This window comes from Ectopseudomonas composti, assembly GCF_001567565.1.
In the GTDB taxonomy this organism is placed as follows: domain Bacteria; phylum Pseudomonadota; class Gammaproteobacteria; order Pseudomonadales; family Pseudomonadaceae; genus Aquipseudomonas; species Aquipseudomonas composti_A.
In genome coordinates, this window is sequence record NZ_LSSW01000019.1 from 122,669 (window position 1) to 143,171 (window position 20,503).

Annotated in this window: 21 protein-coding genes; 12 read left to right on the forward strand and 9 right to left on the reverse strand. The window is 61.0% G+C overall.

Annotation, left to right across the window (positions count from 1 at the left end; translation table 11 throughout):
• The first annotated feature begins 54 nt into the window (after positions 1 to 54).
• The 7 genes from PCLY_RS05895 (at position 55) to PCLY_RS05925 (ending at position 7,090) form a co-directional block, all read left to right on the forward strand.
• A complete protein-coding gene (locus tag PCLY_RS05895) occupies positions 55 to 861 on the forward strand; it encodes an ABC transporter substrate-binding protein (protein ID WP_061238354.1) in 807 nt (268 codons plus the stop codon).
• A 9-nt stretch (positions 862 to 870) separates the two neighbouring features.
• Positions 871 to 1,638, forward strand: a complete 768-nt coding sequence (locus tag PCLY_RS05900) for an amino acid ABC transporter permease (protein WP_061238355.1) — start codon at positions 871 to 873, stop codon at positions 1,636 to 1,638.
• Between the two features lies 1 nt (position 1,639).
• Positions 1,640 to 2,419, forward strand: a complete 780-nt coding sequence (locus tag PCLY_RS05905) for an amino acid ABC transporter ATP-binding protein (protein WP_061238356.1) — start codon at positions 1,640 to 1,642, stop codon at positions 2,417 to 2,419.
• Positions 2,420 to 2,463: 44 nt separating this feature from the next.
• The gene (locus tag PCLY_RS05910) at positions 2,464 to 4,080 is read left to right on the forward strand and encodes a gamma-glutamyltransferase family protein (RefSeq protein WP_061238357.1); all 1,617 of its coding nucleotides are present in this window, start codon (positions 2,464 to 2,466) and stop codon (positions 4,078 to 4,080) included.
• 181 nt (positions 4,081 to 4,261) lie between these two features.
• Complete coding sequence (locus PCLY_RS05915) at positions 4,262 to 4,909, forward strand: DUF998 domain-containing protein (protein ID WP_061238358.1); 648 nt, start codon at positions 4,262 to 4,264, stop codon at positions 4,907 to 4,909.
• 196 nt (positions 4,910 to 5,105) lie between these two features.
• Complete coding sequence (locus tag PCLY_RS05920; RefSeq protein WP_061238359.1) at positions 5,106 to 5,411, forward strand: NIPSNAP family protein; 306 nt, start codon at positions 5,106 to 5,108, stop codon at positions 5,409 to 5,411.
• Between the two features lie 71 nt (positions 5,412 to 5,482).
• Entirely contained in the window at positions 5,483 to 7,090 is a 1,608-nt protein-coding gene (locus PCLY_RS05925) for a methyl-accepting chemotaxis protein (protein ID WP_061238360.1), read from the forward strand.
• 108 nt (positions 7,091 to 7,198) lie between these two features.
• Here PCLY_RS05925 and PCLY_RS05930 read toward each other — a convergent pair whose 3' ends face one another.
• Positions 7,199 to 8,125, reverse strand: coding sequence for a DMT family transporter (locus tag PCLY_RS05930; protein WP_061238361.1), 927 nt, complete (start codon positions 8,123 to 8,125; stop codon positions 7,199 to 7,201).
• 103 nt (positions 8,126 to 8,228) lie between these two features.
• On the opposite strand from PCLY_RS05930, the gene PCLY_RS05935 reads away from it, so the two are divergent.
• Entirely contained in the window at positions 8,229 to 9,140 is a 912-nt protein-coding gene (locus PCLY_RS05935; protein WP_061238362.1) for a LysR family transcriptional regulator, read from the forward strand.
• A 405-nt stretch (positions 9,141 to 9,545) separates the two neighbouring features.
• Here PCLY_RS05935 and PCLY_RS05940 read toward each other — a convergent pair whose 3' ends face one another.
• A complete protein-coding gene (locus PCLY_RS05940; RefSeq protein ID WP_061238363.1) occupies positions 9,546 to 10,319 on the reverse strand; it encodes an AraC family transcriptional regulator in 774 nt (257 codons plus the stop codon).
• Positions 10,320 to 10,423: 104 nt separating this feature from the next.
• On the opposite strand from PCLY_RS05940, the gene PCLY_RS05945 reads away from it, so the two are divergent.
• Positions 10,424 to 11,641, forward strand: a complete 1,218-nt coding sequence (locus PCLY_RS05945; RefSeq protein ID WP_061238364.1) for an MFS transporter — start codon at positions 10,424 to 10,426, stop codon at positions 11,639 to 11,641.
• Here the strand turns inward: PCLY_RS05945 and PCLY_RS05950 are convergent.
• Positions 11,638 to 12,267 (reverse strand): class I SAM-dependent methyltransferase, encoded by a 630-nt coding sequence (locus PCLY_RS05950; protein ID WP_061238365.1) that lies wholly within the window; start codon positions 12,265 to 12,267, stop codon positions 11,638 to 11,640. The genes PCLY_RS05945 and PCLY_RS05950 overlap by 4 nt on opposite strands.
• A gap of 173 nt (positions 12,268 to 12,440) precedes the next feature.
• Here PCLY_RS05950 and PCLY_RS05955 point away from each other — a divergent pair, with 173 nt between their 5' ends.
• The 3 genes from PCLY_RS05955 (at position 12,441) to PCLY_RS05965 (ending at position 15,424) form a co-directional block, all read left to right on the forward strand.
• Positions 12,441 to 12,725: a hypothetical protein gene (locus tag PCLY_RS05955; protein ID WP_061238366.1), complete on the forward strand. Its 285-nt coding sequence runs from the start codon at positions 12,441 to 12,443 to the stop codon at positions 12,723 to 12,725.
• A gap of 199 nt (positions 12,726 to 12,924) precedes the next feature.
• Positions 12,925 to 14,166 (forward strand): MFS transporter, encoded by a 1,242-nt coding sequence (locus tag PCLY_RS05960; protein ID WP_061238367.1) that lies wholly within the window; start codon positions 12,925 to 12,927, stop codon positions 14,164 to 14,166.
• Positions 14,167 to 14,356: 190 nt separating this feature from the next.
• Entirely contained in the window at positions 14,357 to 15,424 is a 1,068-nt protein-coding gene (locus tag PCLY_RS05965) for a 2,3-butanediol dehydrogenase (protein ID WP_061238368.1), read from the forward strand.
• 1,478 nt (positions 15,425 to 16,902) lie between these two features.
• Here the strand turns inward: PCLY_RS05965 and PCLY_RS05970 are convergent.
• From PCLY_RS05970 to PCLY_RS25160, 6 genes are all read right to left on the reverse strand, one after another.
• Positions 16,903 to 17,418, reverse strand: a complete 516-nt coding sequence (locus PCLY_RS05970) for a hypothetical protein (protein WP_061238369.1) — start codon at positions 17,416 to 17,418, stop codon at positions 16,903 to 16,905.
• A gap of 139 nt (positions 17,419 to 17,557) precedes the next feature.
• Positions 17,558 to 17,854 (reverse strand): hypothetical protein, encoded by a 297-nt coding sequence (locus PCLY_RS24800; RefSeq protein ID WP_156458563.1) that lies wholly within the window; start codon positions 17,852 to 17,854, stop codon positions 17,558 to 17,560.
• Positions 17,855 to 18,396: 542 nt separating this feature from the next.
• Positions 18,397 to 18,804, reverse strand: a complete 408-nt coding sequence (locus PCLY_RS05975; RefSeq protein WP_061238370.1) for a hypothetical protein — start codon at positions 18,802 to 18,804, stop codon at positions 18,397 to 18,399.
• A gap of 525 nt (positions 18,805 to 19,329) precedes the next feature.
• On the reverse strand, positions 19,330 to 19,902 hold the full coding sequence (locus PCLY_RS24805; RefSeq protein WP_156458564.1) for a hypothetical protein: 573 nt from the start codon (positions 19,900 to 19,902) through the stop codon (positions 19,330 to 19,332).
• Between the two features lie 85 nt (positions 19,903 to 19,987).
• Entirely contained in the window at positions 19,988 to 20,296 is a 309-nt protein-coding gene (locus PCLY_RS05980; RefSeq protein ID WP_061238371.1) for a hypothetical protein, read from the reverse strand.
• Between the two features lie 8 nt (positions 20,297 to 20,304).
• The coding region (locus PCLY_RS25160) for a hypothetical protein (RefSeq protein ID WP_231740112.1) at positions 20,305 to 20,503 on the reverse strand (199 nt) is incomplete at its 5' end.

Below are 20,503 nucleotides of genomic sequence, written 5' to 3' on the forward strand. Positions count from 1 at the left end.
ATGACCTCCGTTTCATTTCGAACTGCCATACCAACAATTACACCGGAGTCGAATATGTCAAAACGCACTTTCACCACATCCCTGATGGCCCTATCGCTGATGGCTGGTCTGGCCCAGGCCGAGGTCACGGTTCCCGAACGCCTGCAAGCGTCGGACAAGATCGTTTATTGCGGGGCGATGGACTCGCCGCCCATGGGCTTCTTCGACGCGCAGCAGAAGCCGGTCGGCATCACCGTCGAGCTGGGTGACGAGATCGCCAAGCGCCTCGGTGGCAAGCGTGTGGAATGGCGGGTTACGCCGTTCTCCGGCCTGATCCCGGCGCTGATGGCGCAGCATTGCGACATGATCGTCGACCAGCTGTTCGACAAGCCCGAGCGCCGCGAAGTCATCGACATCGTCAACTACATGTATTCCAGCCAGGCAGTCACCGTGCTCAAGGGCAACCCAGCCGGTATCCACAGCCTCGACGACCTGTCCGGCAAGCGCGTCGCGGTACTCAACGGCTCCACCATCCGCACCTTGCTCGAAGCGCATAACGACCTGCTCGCCAAGGCCGGCAAGGCGCCGATGACCCTGGTGGTGTTCAACTCCGACACCGATGCCTTCCAGGCACTGCGCGTCGGTCAGGCCGATGCCTACGGCACCACCATGGAAACCGCCGGCTACTACCAGAGCATGGCGCCCGATCTGTTCGAAACCGGTGTGCCGGCCTTCGCCAAGATCCTCACCGGCTTCGGTCTGCGCAAGGATGATGCCGAGCTGAGCAAGGCGGTCAGCCAGGCTCTGGCCGACATGAAGGCTGACGGCAGCTACATGGCGCTGCTCAGCAAGTGGCACATCGAAGGCAACCAGCTCGACTGAGGTAAGACGATGAACTTCAACTGGGACATATTCTGGCAATACTTGCTGCAGCCCAGCGACGTATATCTCTACGGCCTCTGGCTGACCTGCGTGATTGCGGTGATGGCGATGCTGCTGGGATGCGTCCTGGGTTTGCTGGCGGCGCTGATGCGCGCTTCCAGCAATCCGCTGCTCAACTACCCGGTGCGCTTCTACATCTGGCTGATGCGTGGCACACCCTTGTTGGTGCAGATCGTCTTCCTCTACACCGCGCTGGCGGCGGGCGGCATCTTCCGCTTCGAGGATCTGAACCTGGGCCTGTTCGTTCTGCCGGGCAACATCCAGGCAGCGATCCTCGCCCTGGCTCTCAACGAAGGTGCCTACATGGCGGAGATCATCCGCTCCGGCATCAACGCGGTGGATCGTGGCCAGTACGAAGCGGGGCGTTCGCTGGGGATGAGTTATCCACGGCTGATGCGGCGCATCGTGCTGCCGCAGGCCTTTCGCGTGATCGTGCCGCCGCTGGGCAACGAGTTCAACGTGATGCTCAAGAACACCACCCTGGTCAGCGTGATCGGCGTGCAGGAGCTGCTGCTCAGCACGCAGATGATCACCTCGGCCACCTTCCGTGTGTTCGAGCTGTATCTGGTGGTGGCCATCTACTTCCTGCTGCTGACCACGCTCTGGGGCTTCTTCCAGCGTTGGCTGGAGCTTCGCTTCGGGCGTACCGACGGCCATGTGCCGGCGAGCAGCCGGCTGTTCGGCCTGGGTGCCATGAAATTTCTGAGGGGGCGTTGAGATGAGCGCATTGGACGAGAGTCTGGTGATCCAGGCGCAGAGCGTGCACAAGCGTTTCGGCGAGCTGGAGATCCTCAAGGGCGTATCGCTGAACGTGCGCCGCGGCGAGGTGGTGGTGCTGATCGGCGCCTCCGGCTCGGGCAAGACCACCTTCATCCGCTGCCTCAACTACCTGGAGGATATCCAGGGCGGCAGCATCCGGGTCAACGGCAAGCCCATGGGCTACATCGAGCGCGCCGACGGCAAGCGCGTGCGTGACTCCGAGCGCAACATCGCGCGCATGCGCCGCGACATCGGCATGGTGTTCCAGCGCTTCAACCTGTTCCCGCACATGACCGTGCTGGAAAACATCATCGAGGCGCCGACCCAGGTGCTTGGCGTCGGTCGGCGCGAGGCCGAGGAGCAGGCGCGGCAACTGCTGGCCCGCGTGCGCCTGTCGGACAAGGCCGATCACTACCCCAGCCAGCTTTCCGGCGGACAGCAGCAGCGCGTGGCGATTGCCCGCGCGCTGGCGATGAAGCCGCAGGCGATGCTCTTCGACGAGCCAACCAGTGCTTTGGACCCGGAAACCGTGGGCGAGGTGCTGCAGGTGATGAAGGAGCTGGCCGAGGAGGGCATGACCATGGTCGTGGTCACCCACGAGATGGGCTTTGCCCGCGAGGTGGCCGACCGCGTGGTGGTGCTGCACCAGGGCGAGTTGATCGAAGAAGGTCCGCCGGCCCAGGTCTTCGGCAACCCTCATCACCCGCGCACGCGGGAGTTCCTCAGCCGCGTTCTGTGAAGGTCGCGAGCGGCCTTGTTCAATCTCTGGATCGAGTTCAATCCATGCTCAATTTTTCTGCTCACGAATATCCCTACGCGTCCCAGCGCCAGAGCGTGTTCGCCCGCAAGGGCATGGTCGCCGCGTCGCAACCGCTGGCGGCCGAAGCGGGTATCGCCATGCTGCGCCGTGGCGGTAACGCCATCGATGCCGCCATCGCCACTGCCGCCGCGCTGACGGTGGTCGAGCCCACCGGCTGCGCGATTGGTGGTGACGCCTTCGCCCTGGTCTGGTTCAAGGACAAGCTGTACGGCCTCGACGCCAGTGGCCATGCGCCGGCGGCGCTGTCCAGCGAGGAGGTCAAGGCTGCCGGCCACGAGCGTGTGCCGGTGCACGGCTGGCTGCCGGTCACCGTACCTGGCTGCCCTGCTGCCTGGGCCGAGCTGTCGCAGCGTTTCGGCAAGCTGCCCTTCGCTGAGCTGCTGCAGCCGGCCATCGAGCTGGCGCGCGATGGCTTCCCGGTATCGCCAGTGGTCGCCCACCAGTGGCGTATCGCCCTCGATGAATACCAGGCCAGCCGCGAGGCCTTCCCCGAGTTGCAGGCCTGGTTCGACACCTACCTGATCGACGGCCAGGCGCCGGTCGCCGGACAACTGTTCCGCAACCCGGCGCAGGCGCAGACCCTGGCCGAGCTGGCCGAGACTCAGTGCGAGAGCTTCTACCGGGGCGCCATCGCCGAGCGTCTGGCCAGCCATGCCGCGGCCAGCGGTGGCAAACTCTCGGTCGACGATCTGGCCGGCTATTTGCCGCGCTGGGTCGAGCCGATCAAGGTCAGCTACCGTGGCTATGACGTCTGGGAAATTCCGCCGGCTGGTCAGGGCCTGATCGCCCTGATGACCCTGAAGATTCTCGAAGGCTTCGACTTCGATCACCGCGACAGCCGGCAGACCTGGCACCGTCAGATCGAGGCGATGAAGCTGGCCTACGCCGACGGTCTGCACTACATCACCGACCCCGAGCACATGCGCGTGGCCGCCGAAGAGCTGCTCGCCGATGACTACTGCGCCCAGCGCCGCGCGCTGATCGGCGAGCGTGCCCGCGAGCCGCTGCATGGCGACCCGCAGGCCAGCGGCACGGTGTACGTCGCCACCGCCGACGCCGAGGGCAACATGGTTTCGTTCATCCAGAGCGCCTACCACGGCTTCGGCTCCGGCGTGGTGCTGCCGGATAGCGGTATCGCCCTGCAGAACCGGGGCTACGAGTTCAGCCTCGACCCGAGCCATGCCAACTACCTGCAACCGGGCAAGAAGACCTTCCACACCATCATCCCCGGCTTTCTCAGCAAGGACGGTGTAGCGGTTGGCCCGTTCGGCGTGATGGGCGGCTATATGCAGCCGCAGGGCCACGTGCAGATGGTGATGAACATGGTCGACTTCGGCCTCAACCCGCAGGCCGCGCTGGACGCTCCGCGCTGGCAGTGGCTGGGCGGGCAGAAGGTCGGCATCGAGCAGGAAACCCCGCGTGACCTGACCTTCGCCCTGGCCCGTTGCGGGCATCAGATCGAGGTGGCCTGCGACCGCACCGAGTACGGGCGCGGCCAGATCATCGTGCGCGACCCACAGACCGGCGTGCTCTGCGGCGGTACCGAGCCGAGGGCCGACTCGCATATCGCGGTGTATTGAGCGGCGCCTGGCTGGGCCATGACGGCCAGCCGTACACGACGCAGTCATCGTGTACGGCCTGGCAGCATGAAGAGACTGACAACATCAGGTGCTGGGCCTAGCGCGCAGGGTGGACGTTTCTTGGGCATAATCCGCGTCTTCAGGGCGCCAGTTGCCCGCTGCCAGCAAGGAACAGGGACGTATGAAAAACATGGATTGGGTGTTGCTTGGCCTTGGCGTATTGATACCGTTCTGGCTGTTCTTTGGCGTGCTGCTGACGGCTCTGGCCTATCCCGGTTACAGCCATCTCGATCAGGCCATGAGCCAGCTGGGCGCGCAGGGCTCACCCACCCAGGGTTTTTCGGCCTGGCTCAACAATCTGCCCTTGGGTGTGTTCTTCGTGCTGTTTGCCGTTGGGGTGATGCGCCAGGTACGCGGTTCGCGCCTGGCGCTGTTCAGTGCCGGGCTGATTCTCGTCCACGGGCTGGCCAGTTTCGTTACCGGCTACTTCGCTTGCGACCAGGGCTGCGCGCCGGCACAGCCGTCCTTCTCGCAGCAGATGCACAACCTGGCCGGGCTGGTGATGTTTCTCTCGCTGACCCTGGCCAGCCTGATCTGGGCATTTGTCAGCAAACGCCTGCTGGGCTCGCGCGGCTTTGGCCTGTTTTCCAGCGCTTGCACCCTGTTGGCCGTGGTCACCGTGGTGCTGATGGCCCAGGCCGTCGAGGCCGGGCACTCGTTCGGCCTGTATCAGCGCATCAACTACGGCATCTCGGTGCTCTGGGTCGCAGGCCTGGCGCTGATGCTGCTGCGGAGCCGTGCCGGTTATCTCAGGTGCGCTACAGCTTGAGGCTCTCGTCCTCCCGGTAGGCGCTGAGGCCTGGTTCCCGGGGCGCAGGCAGCATGCCGGTGCAGAGGCTACAAGGCTGGTCCCGTTGGGGCGGTCCGGGCTGCTTGGCGAGGCAAGTATTTCCAGCAGCGGCGCAGCTCGCTGCGCCGTGTTTATATCCCGCGCTCATCGAATCTACCCGCAAGGAAGGACAGTCATGATCACCTGCTACCTGCGCTACATCGTCGATCCCTACAAGCTCAAGGAATTCGAGCATTACGCCAAGCTGTGGATTCCCTTGGTAGAGCGCTTCGGCGGCACGCACCACGGTTACTTCCTGCCCTCCGAGGGGGCCAACAACGTGGCTCTGGCGCTGTTCAGCTTCCCCAGCCTGGCCGAATACGAACGCTATCGTCAGGATTCCTTCGCCGACGCCGAGTGCCAGGCGGCCTTCCGCTATGCCGAAGAGACGCGCTGCGTCCTCAGCTACGAGCGCAGCTTCTTGCGCCCCGTGCTGGAGTAGGGCGCGGGTCTTGCAGTCTCGGCAGCTGAACTAGACTTACCATTCCCTTCGCCACAGTCAGGCAGCCGTGCATGAATATTCGTCAGAAGATGATCGCCAGCGGCGTGCTGAGCGTGGCCGTTGCGGCGGGGCTGGGGGCCGTGGGCTTCTGGGGGCAGACCCAGCTCAATGACGCGCTGGCGCAGAACCAACTGAGCGTCGCGGCGCTGCGCAATCATCTGGAGGGGGACATGATGCACGACGCGCTGCGCGCCGACGTGCTCGCTGCCTTCAGCGTCGAACCTGGCGATCAGGCCGCTGCCGAACAGGTGCGCAGCGATCTGCGTGAGCATGCCGATTGGTTCAAGCGCGCCATGGCCGCCAACGCCGAGTTGCCGCTACCGGCTGACATCCAGCAGGCCATCGCTCAGTCGCAACCGGCGCTCAACGCCTACATCAGCGAAGCCGAGCAGATCACCGAAGCGGCCCTGCGTGATGCCAAGGCCGCCAGGCAGGGAATGCCGTCGTTCGTACAGCGTTTCAGCGATCTCGAAACCAAGAACGAGGCGCTCAGCAGCCTGATCGAAGAGCAGGTCAGCGCAGCCCACATGAGTGGCGAGAGTGCGGTGAACCAGGCCAAGATCTACCTGGTCAGCGGTATCGTGCTGGTCAGCCTGCTGCTGGGGCTGATCACCTGGAGCCTGATGCGCAGTGTGCTGGGGCCGTTGCAGCGTTCCGTCGACGCCGCCCGCGCCATCGCCAGCGGTAACCTGCGTGGTCGTATCGAGGTGGATCGGCAGGACGAGGCTGGTCAGTTGCTGCAGGCCCTCGCCGAGATGCAGGGCAACCTCGGGCGGATGATCAGCAGCATCACCCAGCACAGCGATCAGTTGCAGCACACCGCCCGCATCCTGAACGGCACCGCCCAGGGCATCCTGCACGACTCCACCCAGCAGGCCGACAGTGCCACGAGCATGGCTGCGGTGATGGAGCAGATGATCCGCAACATCGCCCAGGTGTCCTCGCACGCCCACGATGCCAAGGGCATTTCCGCCCACTCCGGGCAACTGGCCGACAGTGGCGGCCAGGTCATTCTCGGCGTGGTCGAGGGCATGAACCGCATCGCCGAGGCGGTTTCCTCGTCGTCCGAGACGATCACCGAACTGGGGCGCTCATCCGAGGAAATTCACTCGATCATCCAGGTCATCAAGAGCATCGCCGAGCAGACCAACCTGCTCGCCCTCAACGCTGCTATCGAGGCGGCTCGCGCGGGGGAGGCTGGCCGTGGTTTCGCCGTGGTCGCCGACGAGGTGCGCAACCTGGCGGCGCGTACTGCGCAGTCGACCCAGGAAATCACCGACATGATCGAGCGCATCCGCGGCAACACCAACCTGGCGGTGAACAGCATGCAGGCAGGGGTGACGCGGGTGAACGACGGCGTGAGCCTGGCACACCAGGCTGGCGATTCGATCAACGAGATACGTGACGGTGCGCAGCGCGCGGCCCAGATGGTGGGGGAGATTTCCCACACCATCGGTGAGCAGAGCGACGCCAGCAACGATGTGGCGCAGCGTGTCGAGCAGATCGCGCTAATGGCTCAGCAAAACGCCCAGGCGGTGAACGACCTGGCGCGCTCTGCCGAGGAGCTGGAGCGGGTGGCGCAGGGTATGCGTAACGCCGTCATGCAGTTCCAGGTCTGAACCAGCAGGGTCAGGCTGGCGGCGCCATCAGCTGCTCGCCCAGCTCCACCTTGCAGTAGTCGACGAACAACTGCGCTGGCATGGTCAGCTGTGCACGTTCTAGCCCGGTCACTGCGTCTTGCGCTTGCCAGACAGGCGCGAGACGCCCAGCAGCACCAGCGCCAGGCCGGTGATCTGGTACAGGGTGATGGTCTCGCCGAGCATTACCCAGGCGGCGAACAGCGTCAGCACCGGGCCGAGGTTGCCGAACATGGCGGCATGGCTGGCACCCATGCGCTGCACCGCCAGGGCCAGCCAGTAGATCGGCAACACCGTCGACAGCACCGCCATCAGCGCCCCCTGCAGCCACACCTCACGAGGCAGGCTCATCAACTGCGAGGGATCGCGGGTCAAGCCATAGTGGATCAGCACCATCAGCGCCGAAGCGCTGCCGGCCAGACCGGCCAGGCGCATCGAACCGACCCGGCGGATCACCACGCCGGTGCCCAGGTAGTACAGGGCGTAGGTCACGGCGCTGGCGAACACCCAGGCGGCGCCCAGCAGGATCTGCTCACTGTCTCCCTCGACGCGGATGTCATGCACCAGAGCGATGCCCAGGCCCAGGTAGCACAGGCCCAGGGCCAGGAAGGTGCGCGGCCCCGGGCGCTCGCCCAGCGCCAGCATCTGCAACAGCAGCACCAGCGTCGGGTAGGTGAACAGGATCAGCCGCTCCAGCCCGGCGCTGATGTACTGCAGGCCCTGGAAGTCGAACAGGCTGGACAGGTAGTAGCCGAACATCCCCAGCAGCAGGACATGCGCCCAGTCCTTCGCCGACAGCCGCGCCAGCCCTGTGCCCCGGCTCAGCCACAGCAGCCAGAGAAACAACGGCAAGGCCAGCGCCATACGCAGGCTCAGCAGTGTCACGGCGTCCACCGGTGCGGCGGCGTAGGCCAGTTTGACGAAGATGGCTTTCAGGCTGAAGCCAGTGGCCGAGAGCACGGCGAACAGTACGCCACTGTCCAGGCTGCGGCGGTAGGAGGCGGTCAAGGCATTCATGGGGCGGGGCTGCGGCAGGAAATAAGCTGTTATTCTGAATGGAAAACCAAACGGCCAGAATCGCAATTTCACGAAGTGAGCGTTCTGATTTGGAGAAGGCTAAATGCATTTCGATCTGCCCGACCTGCGCCTGATTGCCGCCATTGCCGTCACTGGCAGCCTGAGCAAGGCGGCAGCGACCTTTCCCGTTGCGGTGTCGGCGGCCAGCACCCGCCTGCGTCTATTCGAGGAGCGCTGCGGGCTGACGCTGTTCGTGCGCAGCAGCGACGGCATGACCCCGACGCCGGCCGGGCGTCTGGTACTGGAGGCTTGCCAGGGCGTGCTGAAGGAGGCTCGCCAGCTCAGCGACACCCTGCAGGAACTGAAGGGCGAGCGGCGCATCACCCTGCGCCTGGGCGCTTCCACGGTGGCCAACAGCACCTTCCTGCCAGCGGCGCTCGGCCCCTTCCTGGCCGACTACCCGGAAGTGGACCTGCAACTGGCCGAGCAGGGCAGCAAAGCCGTATTGAGATCGGTGCGGGAGGGCGCCATCGACATCGGTGTGTACGACGGCAACCTGCCCACCGATGACCTGCTGTCACTACCGTTTCGCAACGACCGCCTGGTGATGCTGGTGCCGCACGGGCATGCGCTGATCGGCCAGCGCCCGGCCTCGCTGCGCGCTGCGCTCACTTACCCCTTCGTCTGCCTGCCGGCCGAGCGCGCGATGCAGCGTTTCATCGAATACATGGCGGTGCGCCACGCTCTGCCACTGAAGGTGCGCGTGCGTGCGCCGAGCTTCGATGCCATCGCCCAGCTGGTGGCGCAGGGCGTCGGCGTGTCCATGCTGCCCGAGGTGGCCGCGACCCGCTTCGCCCAGGAACTGCCGGTGACGGTAGTGATGCTGGAGGATGTCTGGGCTACCCGCGAGCTGCGCCTGTGCGTGCGCAGCTGGGACGCGCTGTCCTCCCATGCGCGGCAACTGGTCAGCTATCTCTCGCCCGAACGGCCAGCCGGCGACAGCCTGCGGGTGTGACGTAGGAGCGGCTTCAGCCGCGATAGAACCGCTCGCCGCTGAAGCGCCTCCCACGGTGCGTGGCTTGACCAGCTGCGTCCCGGCGTTGACGCGTGCGATGGGGGAGGGGCTTTCGTCTCTGGCATCCTGCTTGGCGCTACCTCCTGCATCCATCGACAAAAGCTCGCCGCTGAAGCGCCTCCTACGGTGCGTGGCTTGAGCGGCTGAGCTTCGATGTTGACGCGTGCACTGTTGGAGGAGCTTTCGGTTCGCTCTAGCTCCTGCGCCCATGCAGTCGCAGCCGCACAAAAGCTCGCCGCTAAAGCGCCTCCCACGGTGCGTGGCTTGACCAGCTGCGCGCCGGTGTTGAGGCGTACTGTGTGGGAGGGGCTTCAGCCGCGACAGCCCCTACACTAGCACCGCGCATCACTTGAAAAACTGGCTGGGCGTGGTGCCGAACTGTTTCTTGAACATGGTGGTGAAGGCGCTGGGGCTGTCGTAGCCCAGCTCCCCGGCGATGTCGATGATCTTCTCGCCCAGGGCGATGCGTTCCAGCGCAAGCAGCAGGCGTGCCTGCTGGCGCCACTGGCCGAAGGTCATGCCGGCACCCTTCTGGAACAGGCGCTGGATGGTTTTCTCGTCCAGGTCCAGGCGAGCGCTCCAGTCGGCCAGTGTGGAGGCGTCGCCGGGGTCGTCCTGCAGCGTCGTACAGATCGGCTGCAGGCGCGGATCGGCCGGCTGCGGCAGGTGCAGCGGCAGGGTCGGCAGGATACGCAGCTCATCGAGGATCAGGCGCATCACCCGTGCCTCGCGCGAGTCCTCGGCGTAGGGCTGGGTAATGTCCACGGCGGCGCGAATCAGCTCGCTGAGCAGCGGTGAGATGGCCACGGCGCGGCACTCGCCGGGCATGTCCGGCAGGCTGTCGGGGCGCACGAAGACGCTGCGCATGCGCACGCTGCCGATGCAGCGGATCGCGTGCACCTGGCCGCAGGGCATCCAGATGCCGCGGCTCGGCGGCACCGTCCACTGGTTCATCGCCGAAGTCACCACCATCACCCCGGAAATGGCGTAGATCAGCTGGTGCTTGTTGCGGTGCGAGTGCGGTTCGATGATGGCGTTGAGCGGATAATCGGTGGCGCTGCTGCTGACCAGCCAGGGCGACGCGTCGATCTCGGCCAGCAATTTATCGGCTAAGCGCATGGGGCTGCCTTTTTTGCGAGGGTTGATGCCCTATCTTCGTGAGACAGGCGATTGCGCGGAGCCTAGCATAGCGCCGTTCCTCACCTCGTCCGGAAGCTTCAAGCATGTCCAGCAGTCCTGCCGTTACCTCCCTGGCCGGCGTTTCGCCCGCCAGTCAGGCCAGCCCCCTGGTGATGCGCGTGATCGGCGCCTGCGCCCTGGCGCACCTGATCAACGACCTGATCCAGGCGGTGTTGCCCGCCATCTACCCGATGCTCAAGCTCAACTACGGCCTGAGCTTCGCGCAGATCGGCCTGATCACCCTGACCTTCCAGCTCACCGCCTCGCTGTTGCAGCCGTGGGTGGGCTACCACACCGACCGCCATCCCAAGCCCTGGCTGCTGCCGGCTGGCTCGCTGTGCACCCTGGTCGGCATCCTCATGCTGGCCTTCGTCGGCAGCTTCCCGGCGATCCTGCTGGCCTCGGCGCTGGTGGGCATCGGCTCCTCGACCTTCCACCCCGAGGCGTCACGCATCGCACGCCTGGCCTCGGGCGGGCGCTACGGCCTGGCGCAGTCCACCTTTCAGGTCGGCGGCAACGCCGGCACCGCCTTCGGCCCGCTGCTGGCGGCGGCCATCATCATTCCCTACGGTCAGGGCAACGTCGCCTGGTTCGGTTTGTTCGCCGCCTTCGCCATCGTCGTGCTGTACGGTCTGAGCCGCTGGTATCGCCACCACCTGACGCTGTTCAAGCTCAAGCAGGGCGGCGTGGCCACCCACGGCCTGTCAGCCGGGCGGGTGAAGTTCGCCCTGCTGATCCTGGCGCTGCTGGTGTTCTCCAAGTACTTCTACATGGCCAGCTTCACCAGTTACTTCACCTTCTTCCTGATCGAGAAGTTCGACCTGTCTGTGGCCAGCTCGCAGCTCTACCTGTTCCTGTTTCTCGGCGCGGTGGCAGCTGGCACCTTCTTCGGCGGGCCGATCGGCGACCGCATCGGGCGCAAGCAGGTGATCTGGTTCTCCATCCTCGGCGTGGCGCCGTTCTCCCTGCTGTTGCCGCACGTCGGCCTGTTCTGGACCGGCGTGCTGAGCATGGTGATCGGCTTCATCCTCGCCTCGGCGTTCTCCGCCATCGTGGTCTTCGCCCAGGAGTTGCTGCCGGGCAACGTCGGCCTGATCGCCGGGCTGTTCTTCGGCCTGATGTTCGGTTTCGGCGGCATCGGCGGAGCGCTGCTCGGATACCTGGCGGACCTCCACGGCATCGAGCAGGTGTTCCTGCTGTGCTCTTTCCTGCCGCTGCTGGGCATCCTCACCGCGTTGTTGCCGTCGCTGAAGGCGCGTTAACCCACACGCCGCCACACGCTGGCCAGCCAGGGTTGCTGGTCGCGTGGCAGGCCGGCGGGGCGGTAGTAGTGTTCCAGTTCGACGAAACCGGCCGCCGTGAGCCGCGCGCGCCAGCGTTCCAGATCGTGATAGCTGCCGTAGCGCGGGCCGTTCCAGCCTTCCTGATTCTCACCGCGCGGGTTGGAGCTGAACAGCACGCCGCCCGCTTTGAGCGCTGCGTGCAACTGGCCGAGTACGCGCGGCAGTTCCTGATCGGGTACATGGAACAGGCTGGCGTTGGCGAAGATGCCGTCGAAATACCCGGCCGGCAGATCCAGTTCGAGAAAGCTCTGCTGCCACACCTCGCAGCTGCTGTCGGCGCGCGCCATGGCGACGAACTCGGCGCAGCCATCCAGGCCAACCGCTTCGTGACCAAGGCCGCTGAAGGTGCGCAGGTCACGTCCCGGGCCACAGCCGAAATCGAGGATGCGCCAGGGCTTGTCAGCCTCGATATGACGCAGCAGGGCGGCGATGTTCTGGCTCACGTCATGGTCGCGCGTGCCCTCGCGAAAGTCCTCGGCGCTGCTCTGGTAGTGGGCCAGGGTGAGGGCGCTGATCTGCGCCAGTTCGTCGGGGCTCAGGGGCATGGTGGGGTTCCGGCAAAAGAACGCATTTAAACCGCTTATCGGGCTACACGGCCAGGGGCAGCATGGCCCTTGGTCGCCGACAATGAACCCGCGCACCGCTCGCAGAGTCCCATTTCCGAGGGGCGTAAACCGGCTGACAGCAGTCGAACGCCCACAATCAAGGAGATAACGCGATGGTTACGCACTACAAAGTCTCTGGCCACCTTGCCTGTGGCTCGCATGGTGAAAAGCTGCCGTCCACCACCGAACTGGCCAAGGTCAAATGCCGCAATTGCCGCAAGACCGAAGTCTTCACCGAAGCACGCCGCAATGCCCGTAATGCTGCGCGCCGTGCCGCCCGCCGTGAGAAGGCTGCGCGTGCGGTCAACGACTGGCGTAGCTCCTGGGAGGCGCGCCTGACCGCCTTGCCGGGCCGCCAGCGCCTGCCGCGTGGTTTCGGCGCCCAGGCATTCGTCTAGCGTGATGCTGATCGTGGGAGGGGCTGGGCCGCGAGCCACTGACGCGCCTCCCACGGTTCGCCTCGATGCACTCTCCATGCGCTCAAGGTTCGATCCACGCAACAGGCTGTTCGTGCGTTTGCCCCGCAACCGCGCCATGACGTAGATTGGCCGGCTCACCTCGACCGGCGCCAGCCGGTCATGCCTCAAGGTTTCTGCCGTGCCCGCTGCCCCCGTTTCCGTCTACCGGCTTCCCGGTTTCCTGCCTTTTCTCATCTCCCGAATCGTGGTGGTCTTCGCCGTGCAGATTCAGGCCATCGTGGTGGCCTGGCAGGTCTACGATCTGACGCGCGATCCGTTGTCGCTGGCCTATGTCGGCCTGGCCCAGTTCATTCCCATGCTGCTGCTGTTGATGCCGGCCGGCGATCTGATCGACCGCTACGACCGCAAGCTGATCCTCATGCTCAGTTGGTTGGTCGAGGGTGTGTGTGCGGCGGCGCTGCTGTGGCTGTCGCTGAGCGAGGCGCCGGTCGCCTGGTACTACGCGGTGCTGGTGCTCTACGGCTGTGGCCGGGCCTTCACCGGGCCGGCGCTGTCGAGCCTGTTGCCGCAGATCGTGCCGCGCGAGCGCCTGGCCGCAGCCATTGCCGCCAACAGCATGATCATGCGCGGCGCGACCATTTCCGGCCCGGTGCTGGGCGGCGCCCTGTACGCCATCGGTGGTGGCGGGCTGACCTACTCCGTGTGCCTGGCCTGCTTCCTCGCCGGCTCCGCGTTGCTGCCGCTGGTGCCCGTGCGTTACGCGGAAAAGATGCAGGCGCTGGAGTCCACGGCCTGGGCGCGCTTCACCGCCGGCATCCACTTCATCCGCACCCGGCCGATCATCCTCGGCACCATCTCCCTGGACCTGTTCGCCGTGCTGCTCGGTGGCGTGGTTGCGCTGTTGCCGATCTATGCCCAGGAGGTGCTGGAGGTCGGGCCGACAGGCCTCGGTCTGCTGCGCAGCGCCATGGCCATCGGCGAGGTGTCCGTCGGCCTGTACCTGAGCATGAAACCGTTCAACCGCCATGTCGGCCTGGTGATGTTCGGTGCGGTCGCGCTGTTTGGCCTGGCCAATCTGGTGTTCGCCCTGTCCAGTCTGTTCTGGCTGTCGTTCGCCGCGTTGGTGGTGGCCGGTGGTGCGGACATGGTGAGCATGTATATCCGCTCATCCCTGGTGCAGTTCTCCACGCCGGACACCATGCGCGGCCGGGTCAATGCGGTGAACATGCTGTTCATCGGCTCTTCCAACGAACTGGGCGAGTTCCGCGCCGGCACCAGCGCCGCCTGGTTCGGCGTGGTGCCGGCGGCGCTGCTCGGCTGCGCCTGCACCCTGACCGTCACCGGCGGCTGGATGCTCGGCTTCAAGAGCCTGCGCAAGGTCGACCGCTTCGAGGATGCGTCGCCGAGCAAGCCGGCGTGACGTAGCCCGGGCGCAATCCGGGGCCAGCAGCCAGAACAAATTTCACCCAGCGGGCGTGGGAGAGCTAACGGTCTCCCATTGCAATGATGTAGCGCAATTCACTGCAATCCATGCGCGCGTACGCTTCAGCCATGATCCTGCGAAGTTCCTGCAGGATGTTTGCGACTCAACTGAGCATGGAGGTTGAAGCATGAAAGCAGCGCGTTTCTACGACCGGGGCGACATTCGTATCGAGGACATCCCCGAGCCAGTGGTCAAACCCGGTACCGTCGGCATCGACGTCGCCTGGTGCGGCATCTGCGGCACTGACCTGCACGAGTTCATGGAAGGGCCGATCTTCATCCCGCCTTGCGGCCATCCACACCCGATTTCCGGCGAATCGGCGCCCGTCACCATGGGCCATGAGTTTTCCGGGGTGGTCTACGCAGTGGGCGAAGGCGTCGATGACATCGAGGTTGGGCAGCATGTGGTGGTCGAGCCCTACATCATTGCCGACGACGTACCCACCGGGCCGGGCGACCGCTACCACCTGTCCAAGGACATGAACTTCATCGGCCTGGGCGGCCATGGTGGTGGTCTGTCGGAAAAGATCGCCGTCAAGCGCCGCTGGGTTCACCCGATTTCCGACAAGATCCCGCTGGATCAGGCCGCGCTGATCGAGCCGCTGTCAGTCGGCCATCATGCCTTTGTGCGCAGTGGTGCCAAGGCTGGCGACGTGGCGCTGGTCGGTGGTGCCGGGCCGATCGGTCTGCTGCTGGCGGCGATCCTCAAGGCCAAGGGGCTGAGCGTGATCATCACCGAGCTGAGTGCCAAGCGCAAAGAGAAGGCCCGTGAATCCGGTGTAGCCGACCACATTCTCGACCCCTCGCAGGTGGATGTGGTCGAGCAGGTGATGGCGCTCACGGGCGGCAAAGGGGTGGATGTGGCCTTCGAGTGCACCAGCGTCAACAAGGTGATGGACGCCCTGGTCGCCGCGACCAAGCCCACAGGCGTGGTGGTGATCGTGTCGATCTGGAGCCATCCGGCCACCATCAACGTGCACAGCGTAGTGATGAAGGAACTCGACGTGCGCGGCACCATTGCCTACTGCAACGACCATGCGGAAACCATCAAGCTGGTCGAGGAGGGCAAGATCAACCTCGAACCCTTTATCACCCAGCGCATCCAGCTCGACGACCTGATCGCCAAGGGCTTCGACACCCTGATTCACAACAATGAATCGGCGGTGAAAATCATCGTTCAGCCGCGTTTGAAGTAGCTGCCAGCCTTACAGAGCGGGCCGTATCGCGTACGGCCCGTTCTGCTCACATAATCTGTTGGCAGTCCTGTGGATAAACTGCGCAAAAGCGCGTTTCAGCCAGCTTTTCCGGGGCCTGACCGAGGCCGCTCAGTTTTTGCCCAGCGATGGCTTTGCATCGCTATCACTGCTGTCTATAGCCATATGAATCAATCACTTGTGTCGATTCTCCGGTGACCAGGCAGGATCTGGCCCATCACATGGCACTCATGCACAGAATCTGGGGACTGTGCTGTGGATAAGATGAGGGAAAACTCTGCGAGGGCAGGTGCTCAAAGGACTGCGCGGGATTGGTGATTTTTTGCCACCTGCTGGTTTGGGTACTCACCCTTCGATGCGCTGACGCGGCAATCCGTCAGGCTCTTCCTCGACGACTCCACGCATCCTCCCGAAAGGGCTACTCACGCGTCTGAGCTCTTATCGTAAGGTGCGTTTTGCAGGTCACCGCTTTTGACATGCAGTGGTTGCAAGGGCGGTAAATAAATATGCCCCTTTTTTGAATTGCTGACGTATTGGTTTCGCCCTGCCGGGCGAGTCACTTTTGTCTCCGGTGGCCGTCCCGACAAAAGTAACCAAAACCGCCGGCCCCGCCATCCGGCCCCGGCTTCGCCGGGGTTCGTTCGCTCCATCATCGTTCCAGAGGCACGCTGCGAAGGGCCATCCCTGGCCCATCGCAGCTCTCGCGGCATCCATACCGCTCAACCTCTTCCACGACGACTCCGCTCACCCTCCTGAAGGGGCTACTCGCGCGCCTGATGCATCTGTTCTTGTCGCAGGATGCGCCATGCGCACCGAATTTTTATGCACTGTAAGTTGCAAGGACAGTAAATAAATCTGTCCCGAATGGCACTTACTTAGCGCTAAGTAAGTGCCATTCAAATCTGCCCCCTTTTCGTTTCTATACACTTGTTAGGCTTGTGAATTGAATTTCTATTTTCTGCCTTGGTTGGCTGATTGGTCATTGTGATTTTTGAATCGCTTTATTAATGAGATAATTGTGGTTATAACACAAACAAGTATGGCTGCATGTAGAAATGGATTTGCAACTTTCAGGTAAAGCTCAATAGTGCTGGTTGTGCTTGGGATCATTATTTCTTCAAAAGTCATAGCCGAGCTGATGCTGGCCGAATTGTATGCGTGAAGAATTAAATAAGCTATTGAGAGAGTGTTTGCAGTTGCTAAAGTAGTTGTGATTACTTTGCCGGCTCCCTTGGTTTTCCATAGACTCATTAGCGAAAACAATACACTCCATACAAAAAGTATTCCGGCGAATATTGCGCAATCAACAAGATATATCTCTATGAGCTCTGAGGCTTTAGATCGTATAGGGGAATATCCTAAAACCCAATACGTAATAAATGAAAGGCCGATACATAGATTTAGCATGTGTTCCCCTTGTGTGGAAAATTGTAAAGCCTAACGCCCAAAGCAGCGGCGCGTCAGCGTCCGCTGGCTTGATTGGTTAGAGCTGATTCAGGCACCCCGTGGCCCCTAAGTACAGCCTGAATTTCTGACAACATTTCCTGGCTCTCAAAATACTGCTGTTCACGCCATAGCCTTGTTGCCTCATCATCGCCGTCAAATGGCTTTGCCCAGTCCGAGCTGTAAACCATCGGATGATCCTTCCGGTACGCAGTCATGAGATTGATGTAATTCTCAAGCTCCATCAAATACTCTGGAAGAAAAATCCGTGATAAGAGCTCGTTACCTTGCTGCTGAAAAACTGCGTAGCGATGGACGCCTGTGTCTATATTCAGTTCAAAGAGGTGCTTTACTGAGTCAACTCGTCCGTTTTGGATCGCTGCAAGCTGATGACGTGCGAGTGCTCCCTGTGCTACTTGCTCTAACATTGAGAGGTTTCTGACACCCTCGTTTAACCCATAGAGCGTGCCCGCGCAAAAACCAGCCACCGTAACTACGCCACCAATTACCAAAGCTCTAATCTTGATCACCATATCGCGCTAACGAATCTGTAGAAAAAAACCAAGACACCTACCACGTCAAGCCCCGTGGTGCTTTTTTGAAAGGGCCGATCGAGTGTCGAAAGAGGTGTGCTCCAGAGCTGCCTAGATTGTTTGTTCCGGCTCATGGCCGCTATTGATCTACAGTATCGCTCTGGGGCTGATCCGCGGAAAAGGGGACACGCGGAAAAGGGGACAGATTTATTTTTAGGAAGTGACGGCGTGGTGCCATAAATAAATCTGTCCCTTTTTTGGTCCCAATGGCAAGAAGAAGGGGGAAGGCAACACCAAGAACGGTAATGCCTACCTGGTCTGGGCCTTTGTCGAAGCCGCCAACTTTGCGCGACGCTTCAACGAAGAAGCCAAGCGTTTTTTCGACAGGAAGAAAGCGAAAACGAACAACGTGATAGCCACCAAGGCCCTGGCTCACAAACTGGCCAGGGCCAGTTATCACATCCTCAAGGAGAGGCAGCCATTCGACGCCAAACGCTGTTTCGCCTGAGGCGAGTTAAGGTGGCAGCCGGTCAGCCGGAAAGGGGACTGGATGCGAGCCAGCGAGTCTGAGTGGAGGCCTGCTGCCACCGCCTGAGTGTGTTGTACCCGAGGCGCCTGCCAAGTGAGCCAGAGGAAACTGGACGTATGGTTTTCATACGAGCCACAGATCTGTGAAACGGTTTGGACACATTGGCGGCACCAACGTTTCTCTGGGGCGGATTTCCCGCCAGGGCGGTGCTGGTAGTAAGACACCGCTTGATCCATATGGGTGACTGGCGCGACTCGGTCGCAGCCAATAACGAGGAAACGGACTCGACCGGGATAGCCCATCAGGTTAGGCACTGGAGAAACTCTGCCGTTAAAAAGCAGAGCGGTTTGCTTTGAGTCTTGACGCCTGGCCGGCTAATGGGTGTCCCCTATTGTTTCAGATAAAACAACACCGGCGCGGGGCCGGTGTTGAGTGAGCAAATAAAAGTCTCAGGCGAATTCTATCTTGCACTCTGATAGCGGGAATGAGCGACCATCCGAGATAACGAACTGCTCCCCCTCTATCCGAGCAAGTAACAACCCTCTGGCATTTGCACCCGCCTCCACGGCAGCTCGCCAGCCCGCTATATCACCGTGATAAGACAGGGCATGAAATACCGGCCCTGCGGGCAAACCAATACAACATCCATCGGAAACAACCCCGCCACTGGTGGCGGCTATTGTGCCCGCAGAGTCCAGCAGCAAATTAAATTGCTTCTTGGGCTTATTCTTTCCGTCATCTTCAAAATACAAGAACTCTGTACCATCTATAGGCGTCACTCCGGGGATATCTCGCTGATCTCGCAGCTCAATCTTTCCGCCAAGAATCCGCTCCAATTCATCTAGCTGGCTAGTCATTCTAGTACCTCAATTCTTCGTTGGCGTAATAACGAACTTAAATTTTCGTCACGCCAGCCTCAGAGAAACAATAGGGGGCAGACCACGATTTACGGAGAAATTAATCGTGGTCTGTCCCCTATTGTTCGGGATTGGGCCATGCCAAGAGTTTGCTAGCTTTGATAAGGTGGCGTTGGGATATTTACGTGCTAGCCATATGGCAATATATGTAAATATCCAGAAAGTGATTAGCTTTTCTTCAAATGACATGGCGGTAAATAAATACTTCCCTATTTGTCTGTATTATATTGGACGTATTCTTAGATGAATGTGTCACTGTGCAATCTCGAAATTGGCACCGACGCGTTTAACGGAAAAATGGTTCTTGGGGAAAAGGGGGCAGATTTATTTTTAGGAAGTGACGGCACTGCGCCATAAATAAATCTGTCCCCTTTTTTCTAGGGTATACGAATGTAACCGCGCTGACGACAAGTGCAAAAGAAAAGCTTTGCTCACTACTTGTGGGGAGAGTCCATATACCATTTGTTAGATACCTTGTACGACTAAACCGATTGCTACGAATATTGTGAGGATTTGGAGCCCAAGTATCTGGATTTGGTTTGTGAAGCGCGTTAGTTGCCTGTCTTGCTTTGGTTTACTTTCAGTGCTTTGATTCCAACTTTTAATTATTTCATATCTGAAAGGTTTTGGGAGTGATGAAAGATAGTGGGCGGCAACCTTTACTGTGTCTGTGTTTTCTTGAAGATATTGAGATGCATCGCGAATTTTTTCTTCTGAGTGCAATTCGGCAATTTTAGACTGTGCTTCTTCGGCGGCCTTATCAACGGTTTTCAATGCACTGATTTGGATGGCAAGTATTTTCTGCATAAGCCCGAGCAAAATTGAGAAGGCCAAAATAACTATGAAACCCTTGGTATATCCTTGACCAATATTTGAAATTAAACTGTCTAGGCTGGAAATAGAAAGTGCAATTGATGCTGCTGCGCCACCAGTTAGCCAAGTAGAAAATTTATCTAGTTCAGGGCTTGGTGAGGTGGTCGCGTCAATTATGGCACTTAGGTAACGTTTTTCCAGATTTTGCAATTTGTTGTCTGGCACGAAGCCCTCCTTGGTATCTAACGTTTGGTTAAGGGGCGGGCTTTAGCCCGTCCCAGTGAGTGAAGCGAACGGTTTGAACCACTAGTTAGGTGAGCGACTCAATCTGAACGCTGAAGCCGATGAAATGCAAGATAGTACCTTTTCCTGGTTCGTCCCCATCAGACCACCATTGCTCGCTCTGTCTGAAGTTTTTGTCACCAGAGTATTCGCAGCGGCCAAATGACCATTTGTTTTTATTCAGTTCATTAACTAGATTTTCCACATAGTAAATCAAGAAATCAGCTAAATGCTCTTCACCCTTGGCGATCTCGCATTCATACGCGTTCTTTAATTTTAGATTTAGCTCTTCCTGTAAATTGAGAAGCGCTATGTAATCTGGTGCCATTCTTAGCATGGCTTCACCTAACGATCGAAGTGAGCGACACGAAGTGTTCGCTCTAGTGAGTTGTTATCCGATGATTTGCACGCGCCCGCGCAGCGGGCATGTAAATGCAGGTAAAACTCAAGGGGGCAAAAATCAGAAAACAGCGACTTCCAGCGAAACCAAACAGCGCTGTTTGCCTTAACAGCAGTTAGGCGACAGCGCTGTTTGGTTTCGCTT